Source organism: Streptomyces sp. PKU-EA00015 (assembly GCF_013387495.1).
In the GTDB taxonomy this organism is placed as follows: domain Bacteria; phylum Actinomycetota; class Actinomycetes; order Streptomycetales; family Streptomycetaceae; genus Streptomyces.
Map to the genome: position 1 here is coordinate 123,783 of NZ_JABZEE010000013.1, position 25,226 is coordinate 149,008.

Annotated in this window: 14 protein-coding genes and 1 tRNA gene; 1 reads left to right on the forward strand and 14 read right to left on the reverse strand. The window is 71.7% G+C overall.

Annotated elements, in window-relative coordinates:
• Window positions 1-127 precede the first annotated feature (127 nt).
• On the forward strand, window positions 128-2,680 hold the full coding sequence (locus HW130_RS12565) for a polysaccharide lyase family 8 super-sandwich domain-containing protein (protein WP_177149597.1): 2,553 nt from the start codon (window positions 128-130) through the stop codon (window positions 2,678-2,680).
• Window positions 2,681-2,701: 21 nt separating this feature from the next.
• Here the strand turns inward: HW130_RS12565 and HW130_RS12570 are convergent, their stop codons facing one another.
• The 14 genes from HW130_RS12570 to HW130_RS12635 all read right to left on the reverse strand — a co-directional run bounded on the left by HW130_RS12570 (window position 2,702) and on the right by HW130_RS12635 (window position 25,200).
• On the reverse strand, window positions 2,702-3,394 hold the full coding sequence (locus HW130_RS12570; RefSeq protein ID WP_177149598.1) for a histone deacetylase: 693 nt from the start codon (window positions 3,392-3,394) through the stop codon (window positions 2,702-2,704).
• A 238-nt stretch (window positions 3,395-3,632) separates the two neighbouring features.
• Entirely contained in the window at window positions 3,633-8,174 is a 4,542-nt protein-coding gene (locus HW130_RS12575) for a trypsin-like serine protease (RefSeq protein ID WP_177149599.1), read from the reverse strand.
• A 1-nt stretch (window position 8,175) separates the two neighbouring features.
• A complete protein-coding gene (locus tag HW130_RS12580; protein ID WP_309140416.1) occupies window positions 8,176-8,520 on the reverse strand; it encodes a trypco2 family protein in 345 nt (114 codons plus the stop codon).
• 212 nt (window positions 8,521-8,732) lie between these two features.
• Window positions 8,733-8,809: transfer RNA gene (locus HW130_RS12585), tRNA-Thr, on the reverse strand.
• Window positions 8,810-8,939: 130 nt separating this feature from the next.
• Window positions 8,940-10,469 (reverse strand): alpha/beta hydrolase, encoded by a 1,530-nt coding sequence (locus HW130_RS12590; protein WP_177149600.1) that lies wholly within the window; start codon window positions 10,467-10,469, stop codon window positions 8,940-8,942.
• A gap of 108 nt (window positions 10,470-10,577) precedes the next feature.
• Complete coding sequence (locus HW130_RS12595) at window positions 10,578-11,783, reverse strand: DNA polymerase III subunit delta' (RefSeq protein ID WP_177149601.1); 1,206 nt, start codon at window positions 11,781-11,783, stop codon at window positions 10,578-10,580.
• Between the two features lie 403 nt (window positions 11,784-12,186).
• Window positions 12,187-15,354 carry a dTMP kinase gene (tmk, locus tag HW130_RS12600; protein ID WP_177149602.1) on the reverse strand — a complete coding sequence of 1,056 codons (3,168 nt, stop codon included), beginning with the start codon at window positions 15,352-15,354 and terminating at the stop codon, window positions 12,187-12,189.
• A 140-nt stretch (window positions 15,355-15,494) separates the two neighbouring features.
• On the reverse strand, window positions 15,495-18,341 hold the full coding sequence (gene topA / locus HW130_RS12605) for a type I DNA topoisomerase (protein ID WP_177149603.1): 2,847 nt from the start codon (window positions 18,339-18,341) through the stop codon (window positions 15,495-15,497).
• 223 nt (window positions 18,342-18,564) lie between these two features.
• On the reverse strand, window positions 18,565-18,762 hold the full coding sequence (locus HW130_RS12610) for a hypothetical protein (protein ID WP_177149604.1): 198 nt from the start codon (window positions 18,760-18,762) through the stop codon (window positions 18,565-18,567).
• A 271-nt stretch (window positions 18,763-19,033) separates the two neighbouring features.
• The gene (locus tag HW130_RS12615) at window positions 19,034-20,545 is read right to left on the reverse strand and encodes a class I SAM-dependent methyltransferase (protein WP_177149605.1); all 1,512 of its coding nucleotides are present in this window, start codon (window positions 20,543-20,545) and stop codon (window positions 19,034-19,036) included.
• Between the two features lie 152 nt (window positions 20,546-20,697).
• Entirely contained in the window at window positions 20,698-21,285 is a 588-nt protein-coding gene (locus HW130_RS12620; protein ID WP_177149606.1) for a small secreted protein, read from the reverse strand.
• 191 nt (window positions 21,286-21,476) lie between these two features.
• Window positions 21,477-23,885 carry a sodium-translocating pyrophosphatase gene (locus HW130_RS12625; protein WP_177149607.1) on the reverse strand — a complete coding sequence of 803 codons (2,409 nt, stop codon included), beginning with the start codon at window positions 23,883-23,885 and terminating at the stop codon, window positions 21,477-21,479.
• Window positions 23,886-24,318: 433 nt separating this feature from the next.
• Window positions 24,319-24,753: an ATP-binding protein gene (locus tag HW130_RS12630; protein WP_177149608.1), complete on the reverse strand. Its 435-nt coding sequence runs from the start codon at window positions 24,751-24,753 to the stop codon at window positions 24,319-24,321.
• Window positions 24,754-24,846: 93 nt separating this feature from the next.
• Window positions 24,847-25,200, reverse strand: coding sequence for an STAS domain-containing protein (locus tag HW130_RS12635; RefSeq protein ID WP_003967428.1), 354 nt, complete (start codon window positions 25,198-25,200; stop codon window positions 24,847-24,849).
• Between the last annotated feature and the right edge of the window lie 26 nt (window positions 25,201-25,226).

The following is a 25,226-nucleotide window of genomic DNA, read 5'->3' on the forward strand; positions in this document are numbered from 1 at the left end:
GCCCACACCAGGTCCGCGGCACCGTGCGCCACTACCGTGGACAGGGGGCCGCCGCTGCCGTTGACAGGGGTGGTCACCGTTGCTTGGATGCGCAGCAAGCGCTTTCCCGGCTGACCCTGGAGCCCAGGTGCATCTTTCGCGTCGCGCCCTGTTGTCCGTGTTCCCCGCGGTGGCCCTGCCGGCCGCGGCACAATCGCGGGCGTCGGCCGCGCCTCGCCGCGCCCCGGGAAGCACCGATGCCGTCTCCGACCACGCCACGCTGCTCCGCAACACCGCCGCGGTGTTCGCCGGAACCGCCGAGTCCAACGCCCGGCCGGAGGTCGCCCCGAAACTCGCCTCCATCGAGTCCACGGCGCGGGCCCGGCTCGCCGCCATGGACGACGCCGGACCGGGCGAGCTCTTCAAGGGCGTCCCGCTCGGCACAAGCGACCCGAACCTGAACAGGTCGTTCCAGTACCTCTACGAGATCGCACTCGCCACCTGCACCCCCGGCCCCGCCGCCTCGGAGCTGCGGGACGATCCGGCGGTGCGGCGGCGGGTGGTCGACGGCCTGGTCCACCTCCACGAGACGTACTACGGCGACCAGTCGAAGGGCTACTACGGCAACTGGTTCACCTGGGAGATCGGCATCTCCGCCCATGTGAGCAAGATCCTCGTCCTCCTCGGTGACGACATCACGGCCCTCACCCCCGGTCTCCCGGCCGCCTACGTCGCCTCGATGGACGCCTATCTTCGCAACGGCAAGGACGGCGACGTCGACCTCGACTCGCGGTTCCACACCGGCGCCAACCTGGCCGACATCACGACGAACCGGATCCTCCAGGGCGCCGTCCTCGGCGACGACGCCCGCATCCGCAAAGCCGTCGCCGACCAGCTGACCGTCTTCGCGACGATCGACCCGTACGACCTGCGGCACGGCGTCACCGACGGGTTCTACGCGGACGGCTCCTTCGTCCAGCACGACTCCGTCGCCTACACCGGCTCGTACGGCAAGGGCCTGCTCACCCGTGTCGTCCAGACCGTCAAGATCCTCGACGGCACGGGCTACGCGCCCGCCGAGGATCTCACCGGCACGGTCCGGCGCTGGGTGACCGACGGCTTCGCCCCGGTGATCTTCGAGGGCTGGATGATGGAGATCGTCAAGGGCCGCGGGGTCTCCCGGACCACGACCGGCTACAGCGACGTCGCCGCGGTCGTCGAGGCCGTCGTCGACCTCTCCTCGTACGCCACCGGCGCCGACGCCGCCGCGCTCGCGGCCTACGTCAAGCACGTCCACCGGTCGTCCAAGTCGCCCCTGGACCCCACGGGTTTCGTGTCGCCCGTCAGCATCGCCCGCCACGCGGACATCCTCGCCTCACCGGTCCCCCCGAAGGACCTGACCCCCGCCGCGCACCACACCGCCTTCAACGCGATGGACCGGACGGTCCACCGCCGGCCCGGCTACGCCTTCGCCCTCGCACGCAGTTCGGCGCGTATCAGCAAGTACGAGTACATGAGCGGCGAGAACCTGATGCCCTGGTTCCAGGGCGACGGCGCACACTACCTCTACCTCTCGGGCGAGGACCAGACCGGGGCGTACGGCGTCGACTACTACACCGCCGTCTCCCCCTACCGCCTCGCCGGTGTCACCGCTCCCGTGGAGGCCCGCCGTACGGTCCCGGAGCTCTACGGCGGCCTCTGGTACGACAACCCGGCCCGCGGCTTCACCGCGTCGTCGACGTCGCAGAACACCTACGTCTACTTCCCCCGCGCCACGAACGCCTTCTCCGGCGGCGCCCGCCTCGGCGCCTACGGCACGGCCGGCATGGTCCTGGCCGACGACGTCCCGTGGACCGCGAAGCAGGCCGGTGCCCTCCCCGACGACTTCGTGGCCTATCGCGGCGCCCGCGCCACGAAGTCGTGGTTCCTGCTCGACGACGAGATCGTGGTGCTCGCGGCGGGCGTGGGCGACCCGGCGGGCCGCGCGGTGACGACCACGGTCGACGCCCGGATCGCGGCCCCGTCGGACACCGTCACCCTCACCGGCGGCCTCCGCGACGGCACCCCGTGGTCGGGCGCCGGCACGGCGCCCCTGGCCTGGCTGCGGTACGCCAACACCACTCGCGGCACCGCGATCGGCTACGCCCTCCTCGACGGCCCCGACCCCACGGCGGCCCTGGAGCCGGTGACCCGCAGCCGCCGCGTGGTCCGCCAGGCGAATCCGGCGGCTTTGGCGACGAAGCAGGTCTTCACGCTCTCGCTCGACCTGCCCGCCGGGACCCCGCCCACGGCGATGGCCTACGCCATCCTCCCCAACGCCACCGCCCGCCGGACGGCCTCCTGGGCACGGGGTCCCCTGACCGTCCTGACCAACACGCCCGAGGCCCAGGCGGTGAAACACGCACACCTGGGCCTCGTCGCCGCGAACACCTTCGCCCCGGGCACCTACCACGTGGAACACCTCGCGATCGACGGTCCGGCCTCGGTGCTCGTCCGCAGGAACCCGGACGGCACGACGGCGCTCGCGGTCTGCGACCCGACGACCGGGCGACGGACGATCACGCTGACACTGCGCGGCCGCACCCTGCGACCGGTCAGCGCGGACGAGGGGGTCCGGGTCGCCCCCGTCCCAGGCGGAACCCGCGTCGAGGTGACGACGCACCAGGCGTACGGGCGCAGCTTCGTGGCGACGCTGCGGTGAGCGGCGCTTGGGGGCGGCGGGCTACGGGATCCTCCGGGACCGGCCGTCGCCGTCGGGACCGATGAGCGCCGCGATGTCCTCGGCCGTCCACTGGCCGGCCGCACCGGGACATGCGGCCAGGTAGGCGGCGATGTCGGCGGCGCACCACGCTCCGGACTCGCCGAGCCCCGCCGCCAGGTGCCGCACATAGGCGGCGGAAGGCTTCCGCAGCACCACGTCGGCCATGCGCCACGGCGCCGTGATCGTGAGGACGGGGACGCCGTGGAGCGTGCCCGGGCACACCAGCGTCTCGTAGCGGCCCGTCCCGAGTTCGGAGCGACCGAGGTCCAGTGCTTCGCTCAGGTCGAGATCGGCCCCGGGCTCCCGGTACATCTCCTGCGCCGCGATGTCGGAGAACTGCTCCGCCGTGACGAGGTGCGCCCGCGCCCAGGCGAGCCCGCCGGCCGACGGATCGTAGAACCCGCGCCCACCCGTCCAGACCGCCGACTCCGTCGCGAAGTACACGGTGCCGGGCAGAGTCACGGGGACGGAGCGCGGGGGCGCGGCCGTGTCCCGGCATCCCGGGTACGTCCGCGCGCCCCCGGAAGGCCGCCCACCCGCGATGTAGCAGTGCAGGCGGGCACCGTGCATGTTGGAGCCGTAGGACGCGTACCAGACGTGCTCCGGCGCCGGCGTGCGGGGAGCGCCCGGAATCAGTACGTGAGGCGCCGCCACGGCATCAACGTGCGATCGGCCCGGGCGCGCACCGCGTCGGTCGTGCGATGAACCCAGGACTCTCGCTGCCCATTTCCGGCGTCCTCACGGTCGTCTGACATGTCGGGCCACGATAGGCCGAATCACCGGCCGCCCCCGCGCACGACCACGCCGAAGCGTCCCTCCGCGCAGGGGCGTTGACGGCTGCGCGGGACACGCTGACGAGGGTTCAACTGCCGCCTGCTCACCCGAAAGGCCATCAGCCGGTGAGCCGATTCAGCAGGTGCTGTGTCTCCTTGATGCGCTCCACGCACAGCACGTGAAACGTGTCCACGGAACGTCCGGCGGCCGACTGGAACAGATCGACGGCCAGTTTCAGCCAGCTCGGCTTGCCTTCCGGCTTCCACGGCAGGGGGTCGGCCGTTCCGGCCAGCCGGGCGGCTTGGCGGATGGCCTCGGCCCGCTGGAAGCAGTTCACCAGGTGCTCCTTGTCGAACCGCGCCTCCAGCAGCACTCGGCACGCGTCGAAGCAGTCGTACGCCCGCCGCGCGGCCACGGCGGCTTCGCGCTGCGCGTCCGGGCCGCCCTCGGGGTCCCACAGCTCGGCCTGCCGCAGATAGAGCTGCCCGAGCCCGTCGATGAGGTCGATGTCGGTGAAGTTGTCGTAGAGCAGCCGCGTGAGGTCCTGCGGCTCGTCGTCCCCTGCGCTCCCCTCGTCCTCGGCGGCCGGTTCCGTGCGCGCGTGGCGCCTGCTGTGCAGGTACCTGCCGATGCTCGTCGCGTAGTCGAGACCGATGAGCTCCTCGAACGCCGCGTCGATGCGCTCCTGGTCGACCGACGCGCCGGACTCCAGACGGACGCGCTCGCGCAGCACAACCACCCGCTGTGACTGGAAGCGATGGTCGAGCGGCTCGACCAGCTGCGCGGCGGCCCGCTCGAGCGCGGCCTCGCGCTCCGACGGATCCGGGGATCCGTAACGGACGTAGCGGAGCAGGACATCCGCCATGTCTATCTGCGCCTGGCGCCGCTCCTGCCCGCTGCGAGTGCTGCGGATCACCGATTCCAGGATCGCGGCCGCCTCGGCGTACTCCCACAGGTAGCGGTGGAGCCGCGCGCGGGCCAGCCGGATCTCGGTGCTGTGCGGCCACAGGCTCTCCGCCCGGTCGAGGACCGCCCAGGTCGGTCCGTTGTCGACGCGGCGTCCCGCCTTGCCGGCTCCGGGCTGGTGCGCCGTCAGGAGGCGCCGGTACTCGCGTTCCAGGTCGCAGCGCAGCACAGCCGTGCCGATGGTCGGCCCGTACCGCTTCTCGTGGCCCTCGAGAGTCCGGAGCCGCTCCGCGTACACCCGCCGCAGCAGATCGAGCCGGACGATGGGATTCCCGTCGTTCGCCTCCACCGCCGCCCGCCACAGGCTGCGCCCGCGCAGGTGCCACTCCTCCACGATGCACAGCCGGGCCAGTTGGGCATGCTGCCCGGTCCTGGCCTCCTGGGTGGCGAGCCACTCCTCAGTCCTGTTGACCGCGCGGCGCAGGTCCCGCCGCGTGGCCGAGTCCTCCGGGCCGTACTCCAACTGCTCGCGATGGCGCAGGCACTCCAGCCACACGCGGTAGGCGTGGGCACTCGGGGCACTGTCCACAGCCCGGACTGCGTACCGCTCGGCTCTCCTGGCCTCCACCGCGGCTTCACGCAGACGCTCGTTCTCCTCCAGCGCCCACGCCGTGAACCCGGACGTCCGGGCGAGCTCCAGCAGCCCGCCGGTGTCGCCGGCCTCGGCCTGCTGCACGAGGGCGTCACCGTACGGCAGCAGCAGGTCCATCGCAGCCTTCGCGCCGTCCAGCCGGAGAGCCGGATCGGCCTGACGCCGGTGGACGCTGCGGAGGAACCTGGCGACGGCCAGGCGAACGGGCAGCCCCCAGGCCGTCACCGGCCCGTACGAGCCGGTGAGGCTGTCCATGACGAGACCCACCAGGGCGGACCGCTCCTCGTCCGTCCGCAGCTCGAACGCGTGGTGCTTCGCCGCCTCCAGGAACCGCCGGGTCCACAGATGCCGCAGTGCGGTGGTGGGCGCGCAGCGCTCGAGGGCCACACGGCCGAGGCGCACGGCCTCCGCCAACGCCTCCAGCCGCTCCGGCCCGTTGTCGACCGCCCTCGCCCGGGCCCGGGCGGCGCGCATGCGCAGCCCGAGCTGCGTGGCCTCACCACCGGTCGTGTTCGGCGGGGGCAGCAGCTCCAGCAGGTCGTGGACGAGTCCGACACTGGACTGGCCTTCGGAGATCTGCTGTCCGTCCAGCTGCAGATCCGCGGTGTTGAGCAGCCATGAGATGGTCCAGGCGAGCCGGCTCACCCGCCCCTTGGCGATCAGTTGGGCGTCCTCGCTCAGCATCCCGGCGGCACCGGCGCGGATCTGCAGCATGTCGGCGTCGCACCCGTAGCGGCGTCCGCCGAAGTACAGGGCGTTGTCGATCGACCGCAGCATCTGCGGGGGAAGGCCCGGCGCGCAGCCGCGCAGGGCGTCCACGGCCTGCTCGCAGGCCGCGACGAACCGGGCCTCGGCCTGTGCCGTCACCGGCTCGCGCATCCTCACGTTCAGCTGCGACACGGCCCGGTACAGGGCCTCGTAGCCGTCGTCCGCACGACTGTCGCCGTTGTTGCCGACGACGGCGGCGACTTCGCGCTTCGGCTCCTCCTCCCGCTGCGCGCTCGGCTCGACCGGCAGGACGATCGCTTCCATGTCCAGCGTGTTGGCGATCTCCTCCACCTGCAGGCTCAGCCGGGGCAGCAGGCCGCCGGCGCGGGCCCGCAGCCAACTGGCCGTGCACTCCACGGCGAACAGGAGCGACCGGTGCTTGTCGTCGCTCTCCTCGTCCTCGAAATGGGAGCGGGCGGCCTCGAAGACCCCGAGCGCCCCTCCTCGCAGCGTCCTGTCCAGCAGCTCCGCGTCACGGGCGGCCGGACCGAGCGCGACGGCCTCCGCCGGCTGAAGACGCCGTCCCACGTCGACGCCCAGGGCAACCAGCGTCATGTTCCGCAGGGCCTCCCGGGTGGCACGGCTCAGTTCATAGTGCGATGGCCCCGATGGACCCACTGACGGCTGCCGCTCCAGGAGCACGCCGTGGGCGGCGAGCCGCCGGAGCAGTGCCGGGCCGACGCCGGCGGCGACGAGGACGTCATGCGGCAGCGGGAGGCGCTCGGCCATCGCCCAGATGATGAGCGGGGCGAGCGGACCGGGAGAGGCCGAGTCGTCGAGCAGCCGGCATTCGGCTTCCTCGAACACCTTGGTGATGGTCACGCGGCAGGCGTCGAGAAGGTCCACGGCGACCGCCACCGGTTCGGGGTCGTGCGGGCCGTCGTCGACGTACTGGCTCACGTGCCGGTCGACGCCGAACAGAAGGATCCCGGGCCGTTGGACGAAACTGTCGTCGGCCTCGTCGATGACCTGGTGGGCATCCACGCGGACCCGGCGCTCGCCCAGCTCGTACGAGAGGAGCCCGGCAGCCTCCTCCCGGGTGAGCGGGCCGAGCCGGACCGGAGGCATGTGGCGCAATTGCTGGCCCCCGCTGGCCGGCAGATGCGTCGCGCTGGCGATCAGGACCACCGACCGCCGGAACGCGGAGTTGCCGAGGACCTCGTCGAGATCCGCCTCGAGATCGGCGGTGTCCTCCCCGAATCGGGCGCAGTCGATGACGGTCACGAGGTCGTGCCCGCGCGCGGCGCCCGAGAGAGTACCCAGCATGTGCTTGATCTTGCGTTCGGTCGAGGTCGTGTCCTCGCCGTACTCCTCCACCGTGAACAGGTTGACGTCGAGCTGCGTGGCCAGCGCCCGGGACACCGGGAACCGGCTGCTGCACCCGGGCACGTCGAGCTCCAGCAGCCCCCAAGGGCGGTTGTCCCCCAGTGCGCGGCGGAAGTCCTCGTCTCCGACCAGCCGCCCGATGAAGGCGGACTTGCCCGTGTGCTCGGGCCCGACGACCGAGAGGACCCTGCCTCCCGAGACCAGGGAGCGCGCGTTCCGCAGCTCCGCCTCGCGCCCCACGAAGCTGCCCGAGTGGCCGGCCGGAAGGGGGGAGAGCCAGGAGGGCAGGGCCGGCCGCGGCGCCGGCGCAGGAACCGGCGCCGGACCGGCCTCGATCACCGCGAGGGTGGCCGGTGGTACCACGTCGTGCCGGCGCAGGAGGTCCCTGAAGTCGCGGTCCGTGACGAAGGTGTGGGTGGGGCAGGCATGCAGGCGATGGTTCCGGAACGCCTCGTCGTCGTGGATGACCACACCGACCAGGTGGTCGTCGCAGAAGACGGCGGCACCGGAGGCACCGGCCCACGCCTGTTTGCCATCGTCGCGTTCAGCCGGGGCGATGTCCTGGTTGAGGACGTACAGGTCATGGACACCGCGACCGCCGGCCAGCGGGGGCAGGGTTCCGTACAGCTGCTCGACCTTGCGGTGCCCGTCGGCCGTCCGCGTCGCGAACGGGAACGCGAGACCGCCGTAGGACAGTACGGACGTTCCACCGGCGCGGCCCCACAGCACCTGTCCGGGCACGTCCACAGCAGAGTCGAGCTCCAGCAGGGCGACGTCCCGCCCGTCGGGATGAGTCCAGCGGACTTCTGCCGTCCGGTGCTCGACGGGACCGGAGGAAGGACGGCCGACATGCACGTTGATGCGCGGCCACAGCAGTCCCGAGCCTTGTTGCCTGGTGACGTGCCAGGCGGTGAGCACCAGGCGGGGCGCAATCAGGTAGCCGCTGCCGTACCCCTGCGTCTGTTCGGCGTCCCCGGCACGGACGTCGACCAGCCTGAGCGGGTCCATCTCAGTGGTAGTCCCAGGAGCCGGCTTCCTCGTGGCTGATCTCTGGGTTGCTGCCGCCGGCCGCCTTGTCCTTGATCTTGAGGTTCAGGGTCAGCTTGTGCGTCCGGGCGGAGGTGGCCGTCCGGTCGAGGCCCGCGTCGGCCACCCCGAAGCGGAGCTTTCCGCCGAGCTTGTTGTCCTTGCGCAGTTCCAGCAGCAGCTCCAGCTGCGCCTCTTCGATCTCGAAGCGGAACTGCTGACCGGCCCCCTTGTCCTGCGCGGCGTACAGCTCCTCGCGCAGCTCCTCGATCGCCGCGGCCAGCCCCATCTCGGCCTTGTCCGCCATCCCCGCCCCCAGCTTCGCCACCGGCTCCGGACCCTCCGAACCCGAAGGGTCAGTAGTGTGCCAACTGCCCACGGATTTGCCAAAACCCTGCACACAGAAGGGTGTTGCTGGTTCAACGGACTTCGGGGGACGGCAGTTCCCGTGCCACGACGTGAGGTGACCACAGGGAGAGGGCCCATGCCCCGCGCAACAGAAAACCCCAGCGTCGGCGACTATCCGACCTGGGGTTTCGATGGAGCCGCCTTCGGGATTCGAACCCGAGACCTACGCATTACGAGTGCGTTGCTCTGGCCAACTGAGCTAAGGCGGCGCGCTACGGGACGAGACACCCGTCCCCGCGGGGACACGCTCTCATCAGCAGCGGCGCCAAGTCTACAGGGTTCTGCTGGGTGCCCCGAACCACCTCCTGCCGCACCCCGGACCGGCGCCCGTCCGCGGGCTCAGCAGCGCTTGCCGTCGGCCGGGGGTGTGCCCTCCAGGAGGTAGGTGTTGATCGCCGAGTCGACGCAGTCGCTGCCCCGGCCGAACGCGGTGTGGCCGTCGCCGTCGTAGGTCAGCAGCCGGCCCGAGGAGAGCTGGCCGGCGAGGCTCCTGGCCCACTTGTACGGGGTGGCCGGGTCGCGGGTCGTGCCGACCACCACGATCGGGGCCGCGCCCTTCGCCTCGATGCGATGGGGCTTGCCGGTGGCCTTCTCGGGCCAGTAACCGCAGTTCAGGGAGGCCCAGGCGAAGCCCTCGCCGAAGACCGGGGAGGCCTTCTCGAACTCCGGGACGGCCGGCTCGACGGCCTCGGGCGTGCGGAAGGCGGCAGGGAGATCGAGGCAGTTCACGGCGGCGTTGGCGAACATCAGGTTCGCGTACGAGCCGTCCGCCTCCCGCTCGTAGTACATGTCGGCCATCGCCAGCAGCGAGGCGCCGTCACCCTCCTGGGCCGCGGCCAGCGCTCCCCGGAGCTGGGGCCACACGCCCTCGTCGTACATGGCCGCGATGACGCCCGTGGTGGCCAGCGACTCGGTGAGCTCGCGGCTCTCGCCGGTCGGGGCGGGGGTGGCGTCCAGCTTCTCGAAGAGCGCCTTGAGGCGGGCGGAGGCGTCCGCGGCGGACTTCCGGCCGAGCGGGCAGTCGGCCCGCTTGACGCAGTCCGCGGCGAAGGACTGGAACGCCGTCTCGAACCCGGCCGTCTGGTCGCGGTTCATCTGGCGTGAGGGCAGCGAGGGGTCCATCGCGCCGTCCAGGACGAGCCGGCCGGTCCGGTCGGGGAACAGCTCGGCGTACGTCGCGCCGAGGAAGGTGCCGTACGAGGCGCCGACGTAGTTCAGCTTCTCGTCGCCCAGCACGGCGCGGACGAGGTCCATGTCCCGTGCCGCCTCGACCGTGGAGACATGCGGCAGGATCGTGCCGGAGCGCTTCTCGCAGCCCGCGGCGAAGTCCTGGTAGGCCGCGGCCAGCTTCGCCGTCTCGTCGGCGTCGTCCGGGGTCTGGTCGGTCTGCGTGAAGGCGTCCATCTCCCGGCCGGAGAGGCACTCGACCGGTGCGCTGCGGGCGACGCCGCGCGGGTCGACGGCGACCATGTCGTAGCGGGCGCGGACCGGCGCGGGGTAGCCGATGCCCGCGTAGCTCTGGAGGTAGCCGATGGCCGAGGCGCCGGGTCCGCCCGGGTTGACCAGGAGGGAGCCGAGCCGCTTGCCCGGGCCCGTGGCCTTCTTGCGGGCGACCGCGAGGTCGACGGACTCGCCCTCGGGGTCCGCGTAGTCGAGCGGGGCCTTCACCGTCGCGCACTGGAAACCGGGGACGCCGCAGGAGCGCCAGGCCGGCTTCTGCGTGTAGTACCGCTCGAGGTCGGCGGAGGGGGCCGCCCGGCCGGACGGCGAGGAACCGGGAGACGAACCGCCGCCGCTGCAGCCGGAGACGAGCAGGCCGAGCGCGGCAAGGGGGAGGGCGAAGGTGCGGAGCAGGCGCCTGGAGTCCATCCCCGGAGCGTAATCCCAGCAGAGCGCCGATGCCCGTCCCTGCTCGTACGGGTGACCTGGTCAACCCACCGGGGAGGTGACGCCCCGGCGCCCGGTCGGCCCACGGCGTCAGCCCGCGCGCAGCGCCATCGTCATCGCCTCGACCGCCAGCAGCGGGGCCACATTGCGGTCCAGGACCTCGCGGCAGGCGACGACCGCCTCTATGCGGCGCAGGGTGCCCTCGGGTGTGGAGCCGCGGGCGATGCGGTCGAGCGCGTCGCGCACGTCCTCATTGGCGAGCTGGACCCGCGAGCCCATCTGGAGCGCGAGGACGTCGCGGTAGAACCCCGTGAGGTCGGAGAGCGCGAGGTCGAGGCTGTCGCGCTGCGTCCGTGTCCTGCGGCGCTTCTGCTTGTCCTCGAGCTCCTTCACTGCACCGGCCGTCCCGCGCGGCATGCGGCCGCCCGCGGACGCGCCGAGCGCCGCCTTCAGGTCCTCGGTCTCCTTGACGTCGATCTCCTCGGCGACCTGCTTGGCGTCCTCCGCCGCCGCGTCGACCAGCTCCTGCGCGGCCTTGAGGCAGCCGCCGATGTCCTCCACGCGCAGCGGGAGCTTGAGGACGGTCGCACGCCGGGCGCGGGCGCGCTCGTCCGTGGCGAGCCTGCGCGCGCGGCCGATGTGGCCCTGCGTGGCCCGCGCCGCCGCCGCGGCGACCTCGGGCTCGATGCCGTCGCGCCGGACCAGCACGTCGGCGACTGCGGAGACCGGGGGCGTACGGAGCGTGAGGTGGCGGCAACGGGACCGGATGGTGGGGAGCACGTCCTCCAGGGAGGGTGCGCACAGCAGCCACACGGTGCGCGGGGCGGGCTCCTCAACCGCCTTCAGCAGGACGTTCCCCGCGCCCTCGGTGAGGCGGTCGGCGTCCTCCAAGACGATCACCTGCCAGCGGCCGCCGGCGGGGGAGAGCTGCGCGCGGCGCACCAGCTCCCGGGTCTCCTTGACGCCGATGGACAGCAGGTCCGTGCGGATCACCTCGACGTCGGCGTGCGTCCCGACGAGCGTGGTGTGGCAGCCGTCGCAGAACCCGCAGCCGGGCGCGCCGCCGAGTGCGCGGTCGGGGCTGGTGCACTGCAGGGCGGCGGCGAAGGCACGGGCGGCGGTGGCCCGCCCGGACCCGGGGGGCCCGGTGAACAGCCAGGCGTGCGTCATCTTCGATGCGGCGGGGGCGGGGGCGCCCTGGGCCTGGGCGGTGACATGGGTGTCGGCGTCCCGCGCGGCGGCGCAGAGCTGCGTCCGGACACGCTCCTGGCCGACCATGTCGTCCCAAACGGCCATGTGCCGTCACCGCCCTTCCGTGCTGCGGTCTCCCATTGTGGAGGAGCCCTCTGACATCCCGCCCCGACCGGGCCCCGGGCAGTCGCCGCCCTCGGGCAGAAGGGCGCGCCGTCACGCCTGGGGGCCGGACCGGGCGCGGGCCCGTCGAGGCACCGGGGAGCCCTGATCACGTCCACAAGCCGGACCGGGCGGGGCAGCGCGTCAGGGGAACTGCGTCGCACCCGCGAGCCGGGGCGTCAGGTCGCCCATCCCGCCCGCAGCAACCCTTGCGCACGGAGGCCGCGTGCCGCGCCTTACCGGCTCGTCACGCGCTGGAACGCCCTGGGCGGAACGGTCATGCCCAGCAAGCGGAACGCGCCGACTTCCAGACCAAGGCCTGCGAGCCGACGCGTTCGCAGCCCTCTCAGCGCCTGCTGCCTCGGCCGTCGTCGTCGTCCTCGTGGGGGCCGAGCAGTTCGTCCGCCAGGGTCGGGAGGTCGTCCAGCGGCGTCTCCTCCGCCCAGTCCGGGCGGCCGCGCCGACGGGCCGGCTGGGGGTCGACCTGAGGCAGCTCCCGGGTGCGCTCGTTCCCGCCTTCGGCACCCTCGGCGTTCTCCGGGCGCTCGTCGCGGAAGAAGCCCGGCGGCACCCGGTCCGCGGGCTCCGCGTCCCGGCGCGCGTCCCGGACCGGCGGCAGCATCGCCGTCTCGTCGGCCGCCCGCCGGTCGTCCACGGCCGGCAGCACGGAGGTCTCCTCCTCGGCCCTCGGGTCCACGGCCGGCAGGACGGACGTCTCCGCCTCGTCCGGGACCTTGCGCAGCAGCCTCGTCTCGTCGTCCCCCGCGACCGCGTCCGGCCTCGGGACCTCCTGCGTGATCTCGTCCGCACCGGCCGCCGGCTCCTCCTCCCGCCGCATGACCGGCGTCGGCACCGTGACCTCGTTCGCCGACTGCGCGGACACCGCGGCCGCTGCCGCAGCGGCCGCCTCCGCGGCCCGCCGTGCCTGCTCGGCCTTCAGCAGCGCCTCTTCCGCCTTGCGCTGCTTCTCCAGCCGGCGCGCCTCGGCCTCGGCCCGCAGCCGGGCCTCCTCCTCGGCCTGGCGGCGCAGCCGCTCCTGCTCCTCCTGGCGGGCCTTCTCCTCGGCCTCGCGACGGCGGCGTTCCGCCTCCGCCCTCCGGCGCGCCTCCTCGGCGCGCTGCCTGGCCTCCTCGGCCTGGCGCTCGGCCTCGCGCTGCCGCGCCTCGTCCTCTTCGCGCCGCTTGCGCTCCTCCTCCTCGGCACGCAGGCGCGCGAGCTGCTCCTGGCGCTCGCGCTCAAGGCGCTCCTCCTCCGCCTTGCGCGCCGCCTCCTCCTCGGCCCTGCGGCGGGCCTCCTCCTCGGCCGCCCTGCGCGCCTCCTCCCGTGCCGTGATCTCGGCCTCGGACAGGGGCAGCATCTGGTCGAGCCGGTGGCGTACGACGGTGGTGACCGCCTCGGGCTCCTGGCCCGCGTCCACGACGAGGTAGCGCCCGGGGGCGGCGGCGGCCAGGGTCAGGAACCCGGCGCGCACCCGCTGGTGGAACTCCGCGGGCTCCGACTCCAGCCGGTCCGGCGCCTCGGTGAAGCGTTCGCGTGCGGTCTCCGGGGACACGTCGAGCAGCACGGTCAGGTGCGGTACGAGTCCGTCCGTCGCCCAGCGGGAGATCCGCGCGATCTCCGTCGGCGACAGGTCGCGGCCCGCGCCCTGGTAGGCCACGGAGGAGTCGATGTAGCGGTCGGAGATGACGATCGCGCCGCGCTCCAGCGCCGGGCGGACGACCGAGTCGACGTGCTCCGCGCGGTCGGCGGCGTACAGCAGGGCCTCGGCCCGGTTGGACAGTCCGGCGCTCGACACGTCCAGCAGGATGGACCGCAGCCGCTTGCCGACGGGGGTGGCACCAGGCTCCCGGGTGACGACGACCTCGTGGCCCTTGGCGCGGATCCACTCGGCGAGCGCCTCGACCTGGGTGGACTTGCCGGCGCCGTCGCCGCCCTCGATGGCGATGAAGAAGCCGTTCGTCGCGGGCGCCTGGGCCGGGTCAGCGCCGCCGCGCACCGCGTCGCGCAGATCGCGGCGGAGCGGCACCCCGGACCGGTCGTCGGTCTTGGCCAGGACGACCGCGGCGACGGGCAGCAGCAGCGCGCCCGCGAGCATCAGCGTGAACGCGGCCCCGCCGTGCGCGAAGACGAAGTCGCCGCTCGCGAGCCGGTGCGGTCCGATCGCCGCCGCCAGCAGCGGGGCCGCGATCACAGTGAGTCCGATGGCGACGCGGACGACCGCCTGGAGGTGCTCGGTGATGCGGGGGCGGCGGAAGTCCTCGGTCTCCTGGTCGATCAGGCCGTGCCCGGTGTTCGCGGCCACACCGGCCGTGAAGCCGGCGAGCGCCGCGATGAACAGCACGGTGGCCGTGTCCGGTACGAGACCCATGGCGAGCAGCGCCACGCCGGTCACGGTGAGCGCGAGGGCGAGCAGCCGGCGGCGCGACAGCGAGGGCAGGACGGCTCCGGCCGTGCGGATCCCGGCTCCGGTGCCGCCGATCAGGGCGAGGACGAGCAGCGCGAACGCCGCCGGGCCGCCGCCTAGGTCGACGGCGTGGAGCACGGCGACGGCCGTCGCGGACGCGATGGCTCCGGTGACGGCGGCGCAGGCGAGCACGAACAGCGGGATGCTGCCGGTGCGGCCCTTGTCCGCGCCGTTCCCGGTCGACGGGCGGCGCAGGCCCTCCAGCGGCGAACGAGGCCGGGGCGTCTGCGCGGCGGGCAGCTCGACGAAGTACAGCGTCGACACGGACGCGGCGAACAGGCCGGCCGCGAGGTAGGAGGCGAGCGCCGCCTGGTGAAGCGTGAACCACTCGATGCCCGAGCCGAGCAGGTTGCCGATCAGCGTGGCGACGAGCAGCACGGCGGCCGCCGCGGGGATGACCGCGAAGCCGGTGCGCAGCCACAGCCGGCGCAGCGCGTCGAGGTGGTCGGGCAGCGGCCGTACCGCCGCGCCCTCCAGCGGCGGCGCGGGCAGCAGCGCGGGAGCGGCGCCGTCACGGGCGACCGTCCAGAAACGTTCCGCGACACCGGAGACGAAGACGGTGATCAGCAGGATCGCGAGTGCGTTCGCGGGGACCCAGTCGATCCACAGCGGCGCGACGACCAGCAGCCCGACCCGCACGCCGTCCGCGCCGATCATGGTCCAGCGCCGGTCCAGCGGGCCGCTCGGCGCGGTGAGCGAAGTCATGGGGCCGAGGAGTACGGCCCCGAACAGCAGCGTGGCCAGCACGCGCGCTCCGAGGACGGCGGCGACGGCGAAGGCCGCCCCGCGGTAACCGGTCCCGAACGTGCCTGACTCGACGGCCGCCTGCAACGCCAGCAGCATCAGGACGAGGACACCCAGTGCGTCCCCGGTCCCGCCGACCACTTGGGCGTTCCAGAGCCGCCTCAGCGGCGCGTGACGCAGGAGGGCGCGCACGGCGCGCTCCCGCGAGTCCGCGGCGAGTGCGTCGGAATCAGATGCGTCGGAAGCAGTCTCTGCAGCGGTACTCATGACCGCCTGCTGCTCGGCTGGCTGCTCGGCTCGCGTCATCCGCCCAGCCTATCCGGAGCGGGTCGCTCCCCGGAGGGGTGTCCGAACACACGGGCGCTTTGTCACACGAGTGTGAAGATCCCCGTGCGCCAAAGCGCCTGTGCCGGTCCGGCCCGGGAGTCGCCTCCCGGCCGGTTCCTCTACTCCTCGCCCGCGGTCGCGGAGGCGTTGGCCGACGCCGCCGTCTTCTTCGTGGTGGCCTTCTTCGCCGGTGCCTTCTTGGCGGCGGCCGTCGTCTTCTTGGCCGCCGTCGTCTTGGCGGCCGTCTTCTTCGCCGCCGTCTTCTTGGCGGGCGCCTTCTTGGCGGGCGCCTTCTTGGCCGTCTTCTTGGCCGGCCCCTTGGCACGCTTCTCGGCGAGCAGTTCGTAGCCGCGCTCCGGCGTGATGTCCTCGACGCTGTCGCCGGTGCGCAGCGTCGCGTTGGTCTCGCCGTCGGTGACGTACGGGCCGAAGCGGCCGTCCTTGACGACGACGGGACGCTCGCTGACCGGGTCGGTGCCCAGCTCCTTCAGCGGCGGCTTGGCCGCGGCCCGCCCGCGCTGCTTGGGCTGCGCGTAGATCGCGAGGGCTTCGTCCAGCGTGATGCTGAACAACTGCTCCTCGTTCTCCAGCGAGCGCGAGTCGGTGCCCTTCTTCAGGTACGGGCCGTAGCGGCCGTTCTGCGCGGTGATCTCGACGCCTTCGGCGTCGGTGCCGACCACCCGCGGCAGGGACATCAGCTTCAGCGCGTCCTCGAGCGTGACGGTGTCGAGCGACATGGACTTGAACAGCGACGCCGTGCGCGGCTTGACCGCGTTCTTGCCGGTCTTCGGCGTGCCCTCGGGCAGCACCTCGGTGACGTACGGGCCGTAGCGGCCGTCCTTGGCGATGATCTGGTGTCCGGTCGCCGGGTCGGTGCCCAGCTCGAAGTCACCGCTCGGCTTGGCGAGCAGCTCCTCCGCGTACTCCACGGTCAGCTCGTCGGGTGCGAGGTCGTCGGGGACGTCGGCGCGCTGGTGGCCCTCCGCGTCCTTCTCGCCGCGCTCGACGTACGGGCCGTAGCGGCCGACGCGCAGAACGATGCCGCTGCCGACGGGGAAGCTGGAGATCTCGCGGGCGTCGATGGCGCCGAGGTCGGTCACCAGCTCCTTGAGACCACCGAGGTGGTCGCCGTCGCCGTTGCCCGCCTCGGAGGCCGCGCCGGCGGCGTCGCCCTCGCCGAAGTAGAAGCGCTTGAGCCACGGCACGGCCTGCGCCTCGCCCCGTGCGATGCGGTCGAGGTCGTCCTCCATCCTGGCGGTGAAGTCGTAGTCGACGAGCCGGCCGAAGTGCTTCTCCAGCAGGTTCACCACGGCGAAGGAGAGGAACGACGGCACGAGCGCCGTCCCCTTCTTGAAGACGTAGCCGCGGTCCAGGATCGTGCCGATGATCGACGCGTACGTCGACGGGCGGCCGATCTCACGCTCTTCCAGCTCCTTGACCAGCGACGCCTCGGTGTAGCGGGCGGGCGGCTTGGTGGCGTGGCCGTCCACCGAGATCTCCTCGGCGGACAGGGCATCGCCCTGCGCGACCTGCGGGAGGCGACGCTCGCGGTCGTCCAGCTCCGCGTTCGGGTCGTCCGCGCCCTCCACGTAGGCCTTCATGAAGCCGTGGAAGGTGATCGTCTTGCCGGACGCGGTGAACTCGGCGTCGCGGCCGTCGGAGGCCCGGCCGCCGATCTTCACCGTCACGCTGTTCCCGACGGCGTCCTTCATCTGGGAGGCGACGGTCCGCTTCCAGATCAGCTCGTAGAGACGGAACTGGTCGCCGGACAGACCGGTCTCGGCCGGCGTGCGGAAACGGTCGCCCGACGGCCGGATCGCCTCGTGCGCCTCCTGCGCGTTCTTGACCTTGCCGGCGTAGGTACGCGGCTTGTCGGGCAGGTAGTCGGCGCCGTACAGCTGCGTCACCTGCGCCCGGGCCGCCGCGACGGCGGTCTCGGACAGCGTGGTGGAGTCCGTACGCATGTAGGTGATGAAGCCGTTCTCGTACAGCTTCTGCGCGATCTGCATGGTCGCCTTGGCGCCGAAGCCCAGCTTGCGCGAGGCCTCCTGCTGCAGCGTCGTCGTACGGAAGGGCGCGTACGGCGAGCGGCGGTAGGGCTTGGACTCGACGGAGCGGACCGCGAAGGACGTGTCCTGGAGCGCTGCGGCCAGGGCACGGGCGTTCGCCTCGTCGAGGTGGAGCACCTGCGCGCTCTTGAGCCGGCCGTCCGGACCGAAGTCGCGGCCCTGGGCGACACGCCGCCCGTCGACCGTGTTGAGACGGGCCGTGAGGGTCGAGGGGTCGGACGTGTCACCGGCGCGGCCGGTGGCGAAGGTGCCGGTCAGGTCCCAGTACTCGGCGGAGCGGAACGCGATGCGCTCGCGCTCCCGCTCGACGACGAGCCGGGTCGCGACGGACTGCACGCGGCCGGCGGACAGCCGGGGCATGACCTTCTTCCACAGGACCGGCGAGACCTCGTAGCCGTAGAGGCGGTCGAGGATGCGGCGGGTCTCCTGGGCGTCGACCATGCGCTTGTTGAGCTCGCGCGGGTTCGCGACGGCGTCGCGGATCGCTTCCTTGGTGATCTCGTGGAACACCATGCGGTGGACGGGAACCTTGGGCTTGAGCACCTCGAGGAGGTGCCACGCGATGGCCTCGCCCTCGCGGTCCTCATCGGTGGCGAGGTAGAGCTCGTCGGACTCGGCGAGCTGCTCCTTGAGCTTCCTGACCTGGGCCCGCTTGTCTGCGTTGACGACGTAGATCGGCTGGAAGTCGTGTTCGACGTCGACGCCGAGGCGGCGCACCTCGCCGGTGTACTTCTCCGGCACCTCGGCGGCGCCGTTCGGCAGGTCGCGGATGTGCCCGACGCTCGCCTCGACGACGTAACCAGGGCCGAGGTAGCCCTTGATCGTCTTCGCCTTGGCAGGCGACTCGACGATCACGAGTCGGCGGCCGCCCTGTGCGGTCTCGCTGGTCGGGGACAACTTCGCTCTTCTCTCCGGTCGACGCTCGATGGGCGCTCACTGCGGTGCGGTACGCGGTGGTGCGGCGTTACGGCACTGCTGTGGCGCTGCTGTCGCTGCGGAGTGTGACGGTACAACCCGCCCCCGTGTCAAACGGCAAAAGACCGCAACGGCCACTCGAACGGTAACCCGACTCCAGCCCTTTATGCCGCCCGGACCGGCACGTCGGCGCCTGTGCGCCGCCTCAGATACGAGTGAAGCACCACACGCCGAGCGTGAGGAAGGCCGCACCGAAGAAGATCCCGAAGGCGCCGGCCGTGGCGGGGCTCACTCCGTGCGCGACGGGTGCGCGGTGCGCGAGACGTGTCCCCGTCCACAGCAGCAGCCCGGCTCCGAACAGCGCGAATGCCGTCCCGGCGAAGATCGCTGGCCCGCTCTCCATGCCCGTGTCCGGTCCTTCCCTGACGCCATGGATGTCCGGGTGCCGAGGCTGGCACGCCTGGGCGTCGTCCGCGCGAATTCCGGGTGAACGGTGCGTGGGTTCACTCACGCGGTCGCGTCGGCACATTTTCCGGAGGGATCTCCTCCCCTTCCTCTGTCCTCATCGATCACTCCCCTTTGATCGTTCTCGGGTCCGGCCGCGGGAGGGGGGAACGCTGACCGAACATTGGCCGGTTTGCCCGTATCGAGCGGCGCAAACCGTGCAGGGCCGCCTATGCCGTCGTGCCCGGATCGGCCGGTTCGAGGAAGCCCTCCTCCACCAGCAGTCGTAGCGCCTGCGGCGTCCGGTCGCGCAGGAGCACCGGGTCCTCGTCGATCAGCTGGGCGATGGCGTCCAGAATCCGTCCGGCGCTCAGTGTCCCGTCGCACACCCCCGCGAAGCCCGCGCCGACGGTGTCGACCTTGGTCGCCCGCCGCATGCCGCGGTTCTGGCGGAGGACCACGTGCTCCGGGTCCTCGGCGCCCGGCAGGCCGACCTGCTCCTGCACCACCTCGGGCGCCAGCCGGAAGTGGTCGGAGAGCAGCGCCGCGTCGTCGTGCGTCCGCAGGTAGTCCTGCCGGTCGAAGTGGGCGCGCACGGCGTCGCCGAGCGGCTGCTCGACGGGGTGCGGCCACTCCTCCGCCACGATCGACGGCCGGTCGGCACCGGACTTGCGCAGCGTGATCCAGCCGAAGCCGACCGCCTTGGTCTTCCGCGCCTCGAACTCGTCCAGCCACGCGTCGTACCGCGCCGCGTACTGCGCGGGATCGCTGCGGTGGTCGCCGCTGTCGCGCAGCCACAGCTCCGCGTACTGCGTGATGTCCTGCACCTCGCGCTGCACGATCCAGGCGTCGCAGCCGCGCGGCACCCAGGAGCGCAGCTGCTCCTGCCAGTCCTCCCCCTCGACGTGCTGCCAGTTGGCGAGGAACTGGGCGAAGCCGCCCTCGTTCAGCCTGTCCCCCGCCTGCTGGACGAGCGAGCGGCACAGATCGTCCCCGCCCATCCCGCCGTCCCGGTAGGTCAGCCGGGCGCCGGGGGAGATGACGAAGGGCGGATTGGAGACGATCAGGTCGTACGTGTCCGAGGCGACCGGCTCGAACAGCGAGCCCTCCCGCAGATCCGCCTCCGGCGCGCCGGACAGCGCGAGCGTGAGCCGGGTGAAGTGCAGGGCGCGGGGATTGAGATCGGTGGCGGTGACCCTCGTCGCGTGCTGCGCGGCGTGCAGCGCCTGGATGCCGGATCCCGTGCCGATGTCGAGCGCGGACGCGACAGGCGTACGCACGGTGATGCCGGCGAGCGTGGTGGAGGCGCCGCCGACGCCGAGGACGACCCCTTCGCCCTGTCCTCCGGCTCCCCCCGCGCCGCCGACCGCGCAGCCGAGGTCGGAGACGATGAACCAGTCCTGGCCCTCCGGCCCCCCGTAGGGCCGGACGTCCACGGCGGCCCGGACCTCGTCGCCGTCGCGCACCACCCAGCCGTCCGCCAGGCACACGTCGACCGGCAGCGCGTCGCGCGCCCGCCCGTACGCCACGGGCCGCTGCAGCAGGAACAGCCGGACGAGCGTCTCCAGCGCTCCCTCCCCACGGGTGGCACGCAGGGCGGGCACGGTCTCGCTGCGGGCGAGCGCCGCGTACGCCGGTGCTCCGAGCAGGTCGAGCAGCCCGTCGGCGGTGAAACGGGCGGCGAGGAAGGCGTCGCGGAGTCGGGGGGCGTGGTCGGGCGCGGGAAGACTGGTCGTACTCACGAACCCATTGTGGCGGCCACCACTGACAATCGCCGCACGGCCCGGCCCGGGTCGGGGCGGGGCCGTGCGGTGTGCCCGTGCGTGGCGGCACGCATCGGCCGCGGGCCGAGTGGGGCCTCACACAATCTTGTTGTCCTGCGAACGGGCGCCGGTCACGCCTTGCTGGGCGACGCGGAGGTGCCCGAGGCGGGGCTCGACGTCTTCGCCCTCTGGCAGCCCGGCTGCTTCGCCATCGCCTGGCCCAACTCCCCCGCCTGGAGCTTGGCCAGCGCGTCCTGGTCCATGCGCTCGATCTTCTTCAGACCGTCCGCGACCTCCTGCAGGCCGTCGGCGAACTTCTGCTGGTCCTTGGCGTCGAGGGCGTCGACCTTCTGCTTGAGCGCCAGGTACTCCTTGGCGGTGGCCTCCAGCTCGTTCACCGCGTCGGTGCGAAGCTTCTCGCCGTTTTCGACCGGCGGGACACCGGCGTCCCTGACGGCCTTGGCAAGTGCCTTGTCCGCTGCGGCGATGTCCGCGAAAGCCTTGGAGTCGGCGGCCTGAATGTCGGCGGGCTTGCCGTCCGCGGCCGTCGAGATGATGGCCTGCTGGGCGTCGGCTCTCTTCTGGATCTGCGGCTGCGCCTGGTCACAGACCTTCTTGGCCCAGTTGTTCACCTTCTCCTCGCTGTCGTCCCCGCATCCCGACAGCGCCAGTACCAGTACCGCACCGCCGGACAGTGCGGCCGCAAGCTTCTTGTTCACCGGATTGGTCCCTTCCAAGGCTCTCTCGGCCCCGGAACATACACGCCAAGTGGGCGACAAACGCGTGTCGTGCGCCCGGTTCATCACCTATTGAAGCCATTTGCACCAAGGGAGACAAGACTCACCCACACGCGCGAATGGGCGGACGCCACGTCACTGCGCAGCGCCCGCCCATGAGTTGATCCGAGACGTCAGGACACCGCCGCGGGATCGGCCGACTTCGCGCCGCGCTCGGCCCGGCTGTCGCCGTCGTCGCCCACCGCGATTCCACGCCGCTTGGAGATGTACACGGCACCCACGATGACCGCCATGGCGATCACCGCGATCAACGCGCGGATGCCGGCGTTGGAGTCGTCCCCGAAGCTGAACTGGACGACCGCCGGCGCGATCAGCAGCGCCACCAGGTTCATCACCTTCAGCAGCGGGTTGATCGCCGGACCGGCCGTGTCCTTGAACGGGTCGCCGACCGTGTCACCGATCACCGTCGCCGCATGGGCCTCACTGCCCTTGCCACCGTGGTGACCGTCCTCGACGAGCTTCTTGGCGTTGTCCCACGCACCGCCGGAGTTGGCGAGGAACACGGCCATCAGCGTTCCGGTGCCGATCGCCCCCGCGAGGAACGCGCCGAGCGCGCCGACCCCGAGCGAGAAGCCGACCGCGATCGGCGTCATCACCGCGAGCAGACCCGGCGTGGCCAGCTCCCGCAGCGCGTCCTTGGTGCAGATGTCGACGACGCGCCCGTACTCCGGCTTCTCGGAGTAGTCCATGATCCCGGGGTGCTCGCGGAACTGCCGCCGCACCTCGTAGACCACGGCTCCCGCGGAGCGGGACACGGCGTTGATCGCCAGCCCGGAGAAGAGGAAGACGACCGCGGCGCCCAGGACCAGCCCCACCAGATTGTTGGGCTGGGAGATGTCCATCACCAGGTTCATCGGGGCGCCGTCGCCCAGCTTCTCGCCGACGTCCCGGGCCGCGGTGCCGATGGCGTCGCGGTACGAGCCGAAGAGCGCGGCGGCGGCGAGCACGGCCGTGGCGATGGCGATGCCCTTGGTGATGGCCTTGGTGGTGTTGCCGACGGCGTCCAGGTCGGTGAGGACCTGCGCGCCCGCGCCGGTGACGTCGCCCGACATCTCCGCGATGCCCTGGGCGTTGTCGGAGACCGGCCCGAAGGTGTCCATGGCGACGATGACGCCGACCGTGGTGAGCAGGCCGGTTCCGGCGAGCGCCACCGCAAAGAGGGCGAGCAGGATCGACGTGCCGCCGAGCAGGAACGCCCCGTAGACGCCGAGGCCGATCAACAGCGCGGTGTAGACCGCCGATTCAAGGCCGATCGAGATGCCGGCCAGCACGACGGTGGCGGGGCCGGTCAGCGACGACTTGCCGATGTCCCGGACCGGACGCCGGTTCGTCTCGGTGAAGTAGCCCGTCAGCTGCTGGATCAGGGCCGCCAGCACGATGCCGATGGCGACGGCGATGAGCGCCAGCATGCGCGGGTCGCCGTCGTGCGCCCGGACAGCGGCGTCGCCGACACCCTCCAACTCCGCGTAGGAGGAGGGCAGATAGATGAACACCGCGATGGCCACCAGGGCGATCGAGATCACCGCGGAGATGAAGAACCCTCGGTTGATGGCGGTCATCCCGCTGCGGTCGGCGCGCCGCGGGGCGACCGCGAAGATGCCGATCATCGCGGTGACCACGCCGATCGCCGGGACAATCAGCGGGAAGGCGAGCCCGGCGTCGCCGAAGGCCGCCGAGCCGAGGATGAGGGCCGCGACGAGCGTGACGGCGTACGACTCGAACAGGTCGGCCGCCATGCCGGCGCAGTCCCCGACGTTGTCGCCCACGTTGTCGGCGATGGTCGCGGCGTTGCGCGGGTCGTCTTCGGGAATGCCCTGCTCGACCTTGCCGACGAGGTCGGCGCCGACGTCGGCCGCCTTGGTGAAGATGCCGCCGCCGACACGCATGAACATGGCGATCAGCGCGGCGCCGAGGCCGAAGCCCTCGAGCACCTTGGGCGCGTCGGCCGCGTAGACGAGCACGACACAGGAGGCGCCGAGAAGCCCGAGGCCCACCGTGAACATGCCGACCACGCCACCGGTACGGAACGCGATCTTCATGGCCTTGTGCGCGACGGCCGTCAGATCCTTTTCCGGCTCTCCTTCCTGCGGTGTCGCTTCCCGCGCGGCCGCCGCCACCCGGACATTGGCCCGCACCGCAAGACGCATGCCGATGTATCCGGTGGCCGCCGAGAAGATCGCGCCCACCAGGAAGAACACCGAGCGTCCCGCACGCTGCGACCAGTCGTCGGCAGGAAGAAGCATGAGCAGGAAGAACACCACCACGGCGAAGACGCCGAGGGTGCGCAGCTGCCGTGCGAGATAGGCATTCGCGCCTTCCTGCACCGCCGCCGCGATCTTCTTCATGGAATCGGTGCCCTCGCCTGCGGCGAGGACCTGGCGCACGAGCAATTGGGCGACGACCAGGGCCGCCAGTGCGACGGCTGCGATGACCACGACGATCATCCGGTTGTCGTCCGTGAGCACCGCCGCCGCGTAGGAAGTGGGATGATCGGTCATTTGTGGGTTGAAGAGCCCCGCCATTCGTCCTCCTTGACGTTCAGAGCTCAAGATGTGGACGGATTGTAGGTAGCGGAACCTGATCAAAACAGGGTGCGGCAAATGCAATTGACCTTCACCGGCTACTCAGCAAATGATCGCGTTCTGAAAATGTGCCCGAAAGAGGTAATGGTGCAAAAGCATTGACTCTTGATCGACGATCTAGAAAATGCGAAAGAGGCCCTGCTCAGCAGGGCCTCTTTCGCAGAACAATGAGATGAGAATAGGAAGATCGATCACCCGGACGGCGGTCAAGCACGGACAGCGCGCCGTCCGTCGAATCTGGCCGATCCGCCACGACGGCCTCCCGGCGCCCGGACAGGCTCCTCGATTCGGTCGGCCCGCGTTGAGCCGAACGGGTCATGGCGAGGCCTGGTCGGCGGAGGAACGGGGCGGAGGGACGGCCGGCCCGGACGGATCAGGTGGCCGCCGCAGGCGGTGCTGCGGGCCAGCTCATCCGGATCACGCCGCCGTCATCGGAGGACAAGACCTCCATGTCGTCGACGAGGCCGCTGATCACCGCGAGCCCCATCTCGTCCTCGCCCTCGGCGTCGGCTTCCTCGTCCGCGGCTCGCCCGCCCGGACCCGCACCGCCGCCCGAGCCGGGAACCTCGTCCCCGACCTCGATCGAGAAGGTCTTCTCCTCCTCGGACAGCAGAACCCGCACGGGCGCCGTGAGGCCGTGGCTGCGGTGGAGCCCGACCGCGCGGCTGCACGCCTCGCCCACGGCGAGGCGGACCTCGTCCAGCACCGCCTCGTCGACCCCGGCCCTGCGTGCCACGGCAGCGGCGACCAGCCGGGCCGTCCTGACGTGCTCGGGCTGGGCGCTGAAGCGGAGCTCAACGGTGGCCATGCAGATCCCCCTCGGACATGTGGGCGTGCCTCTCAGGGGCCCGGGCTGGATGCCCGGTGCCCCTCACTGCTTCCGGCGGTCTCCGGCCGAGTGTCAGTCGGTCGCCGCGACGGCTTCGTCGACCGTGGTGTGAATCGGGAACACCTTGGTCAGACCTGTGATCCGGAAGATCTTGAGAATGCGCTCCTGGTTGCACACCAGGCGCAGGGAGCCCTCGTGCGCGCGCACGCGCTTCAGGCCACCGACGAGCACGCCGAGGCCGGTGGAGTCGAGAAAATCCACGCCCTCCATGTCGACGACCAGGTGGTAGCTGCCGTCGTTCACCAACTCGACCAACTGCTCGCGCAGCTTGGGCGCGGTATACACATCAATCTCGCCACCGACCTCGACGACCGTACGGTCGCCACCAGGGCCGGACACATTGCGAGTCGACAGGGACAGGTCCACGGATCCTCCAGCACCTTGCTATCGAG

What these genes read in the sequence shown, in the direction of transcription:
- HW130_RS12590 (WP_177149600.1), bottom strand. Translation starts at nt 10,469, where the DNA reads ATGGACTCCAGGCGCCTGCTCCGCACCTTCGCCCTCCCCCTTGCCGCG.
- tmk (WP_177149602.1), bottom strand. Translation starts at nt 15,354, where the DNA reads ATGACGCGAGCCGAGCAGCCAGCCGAGCAGCAGGCGGTCATGAGTACC.
- HW130_RS12625 (WP_177149607.1), bottom strand. Translation starts at nt 23,885, where the DNA reads ATGGCGGGGCTCTTCAACCCACAAATGACCGATCATCCCACTTCCTAC.
- HW130_RS12610 (WP_177149604.1), bottom strand. Translation starts at nt 18,762, where the DNA reads ATGGAGAGCGGGCCAGCGATCTTCGCCGGGACGGCATTCGCGCTGTTC.
- HW130_RS12630 (WP_177149608.1), bottom strand. Translation starts at nt 24,753, where the DNA reads ATGGCCACCGTTGAGCTCCGCTTCAGCGCCCAGCCCGAGCACGTCAGG.
- HW130_RS12595 (WP_177149601.1), bottom strand. Translation starts at nt 11,783, where the DNA reads ATGGCCGTTTGGGACGACATGGTCGGCCAGGAGCGTGTCCGGACGCAG.
- HW130_RS12575 (WP_177149599.1), bottom strand. Translation starts at nt 8,174, where the DNA reads ATGGACCCGCTCAGGCTGGTCGACGTCCGTGCCGGGGACGCCGAACAG.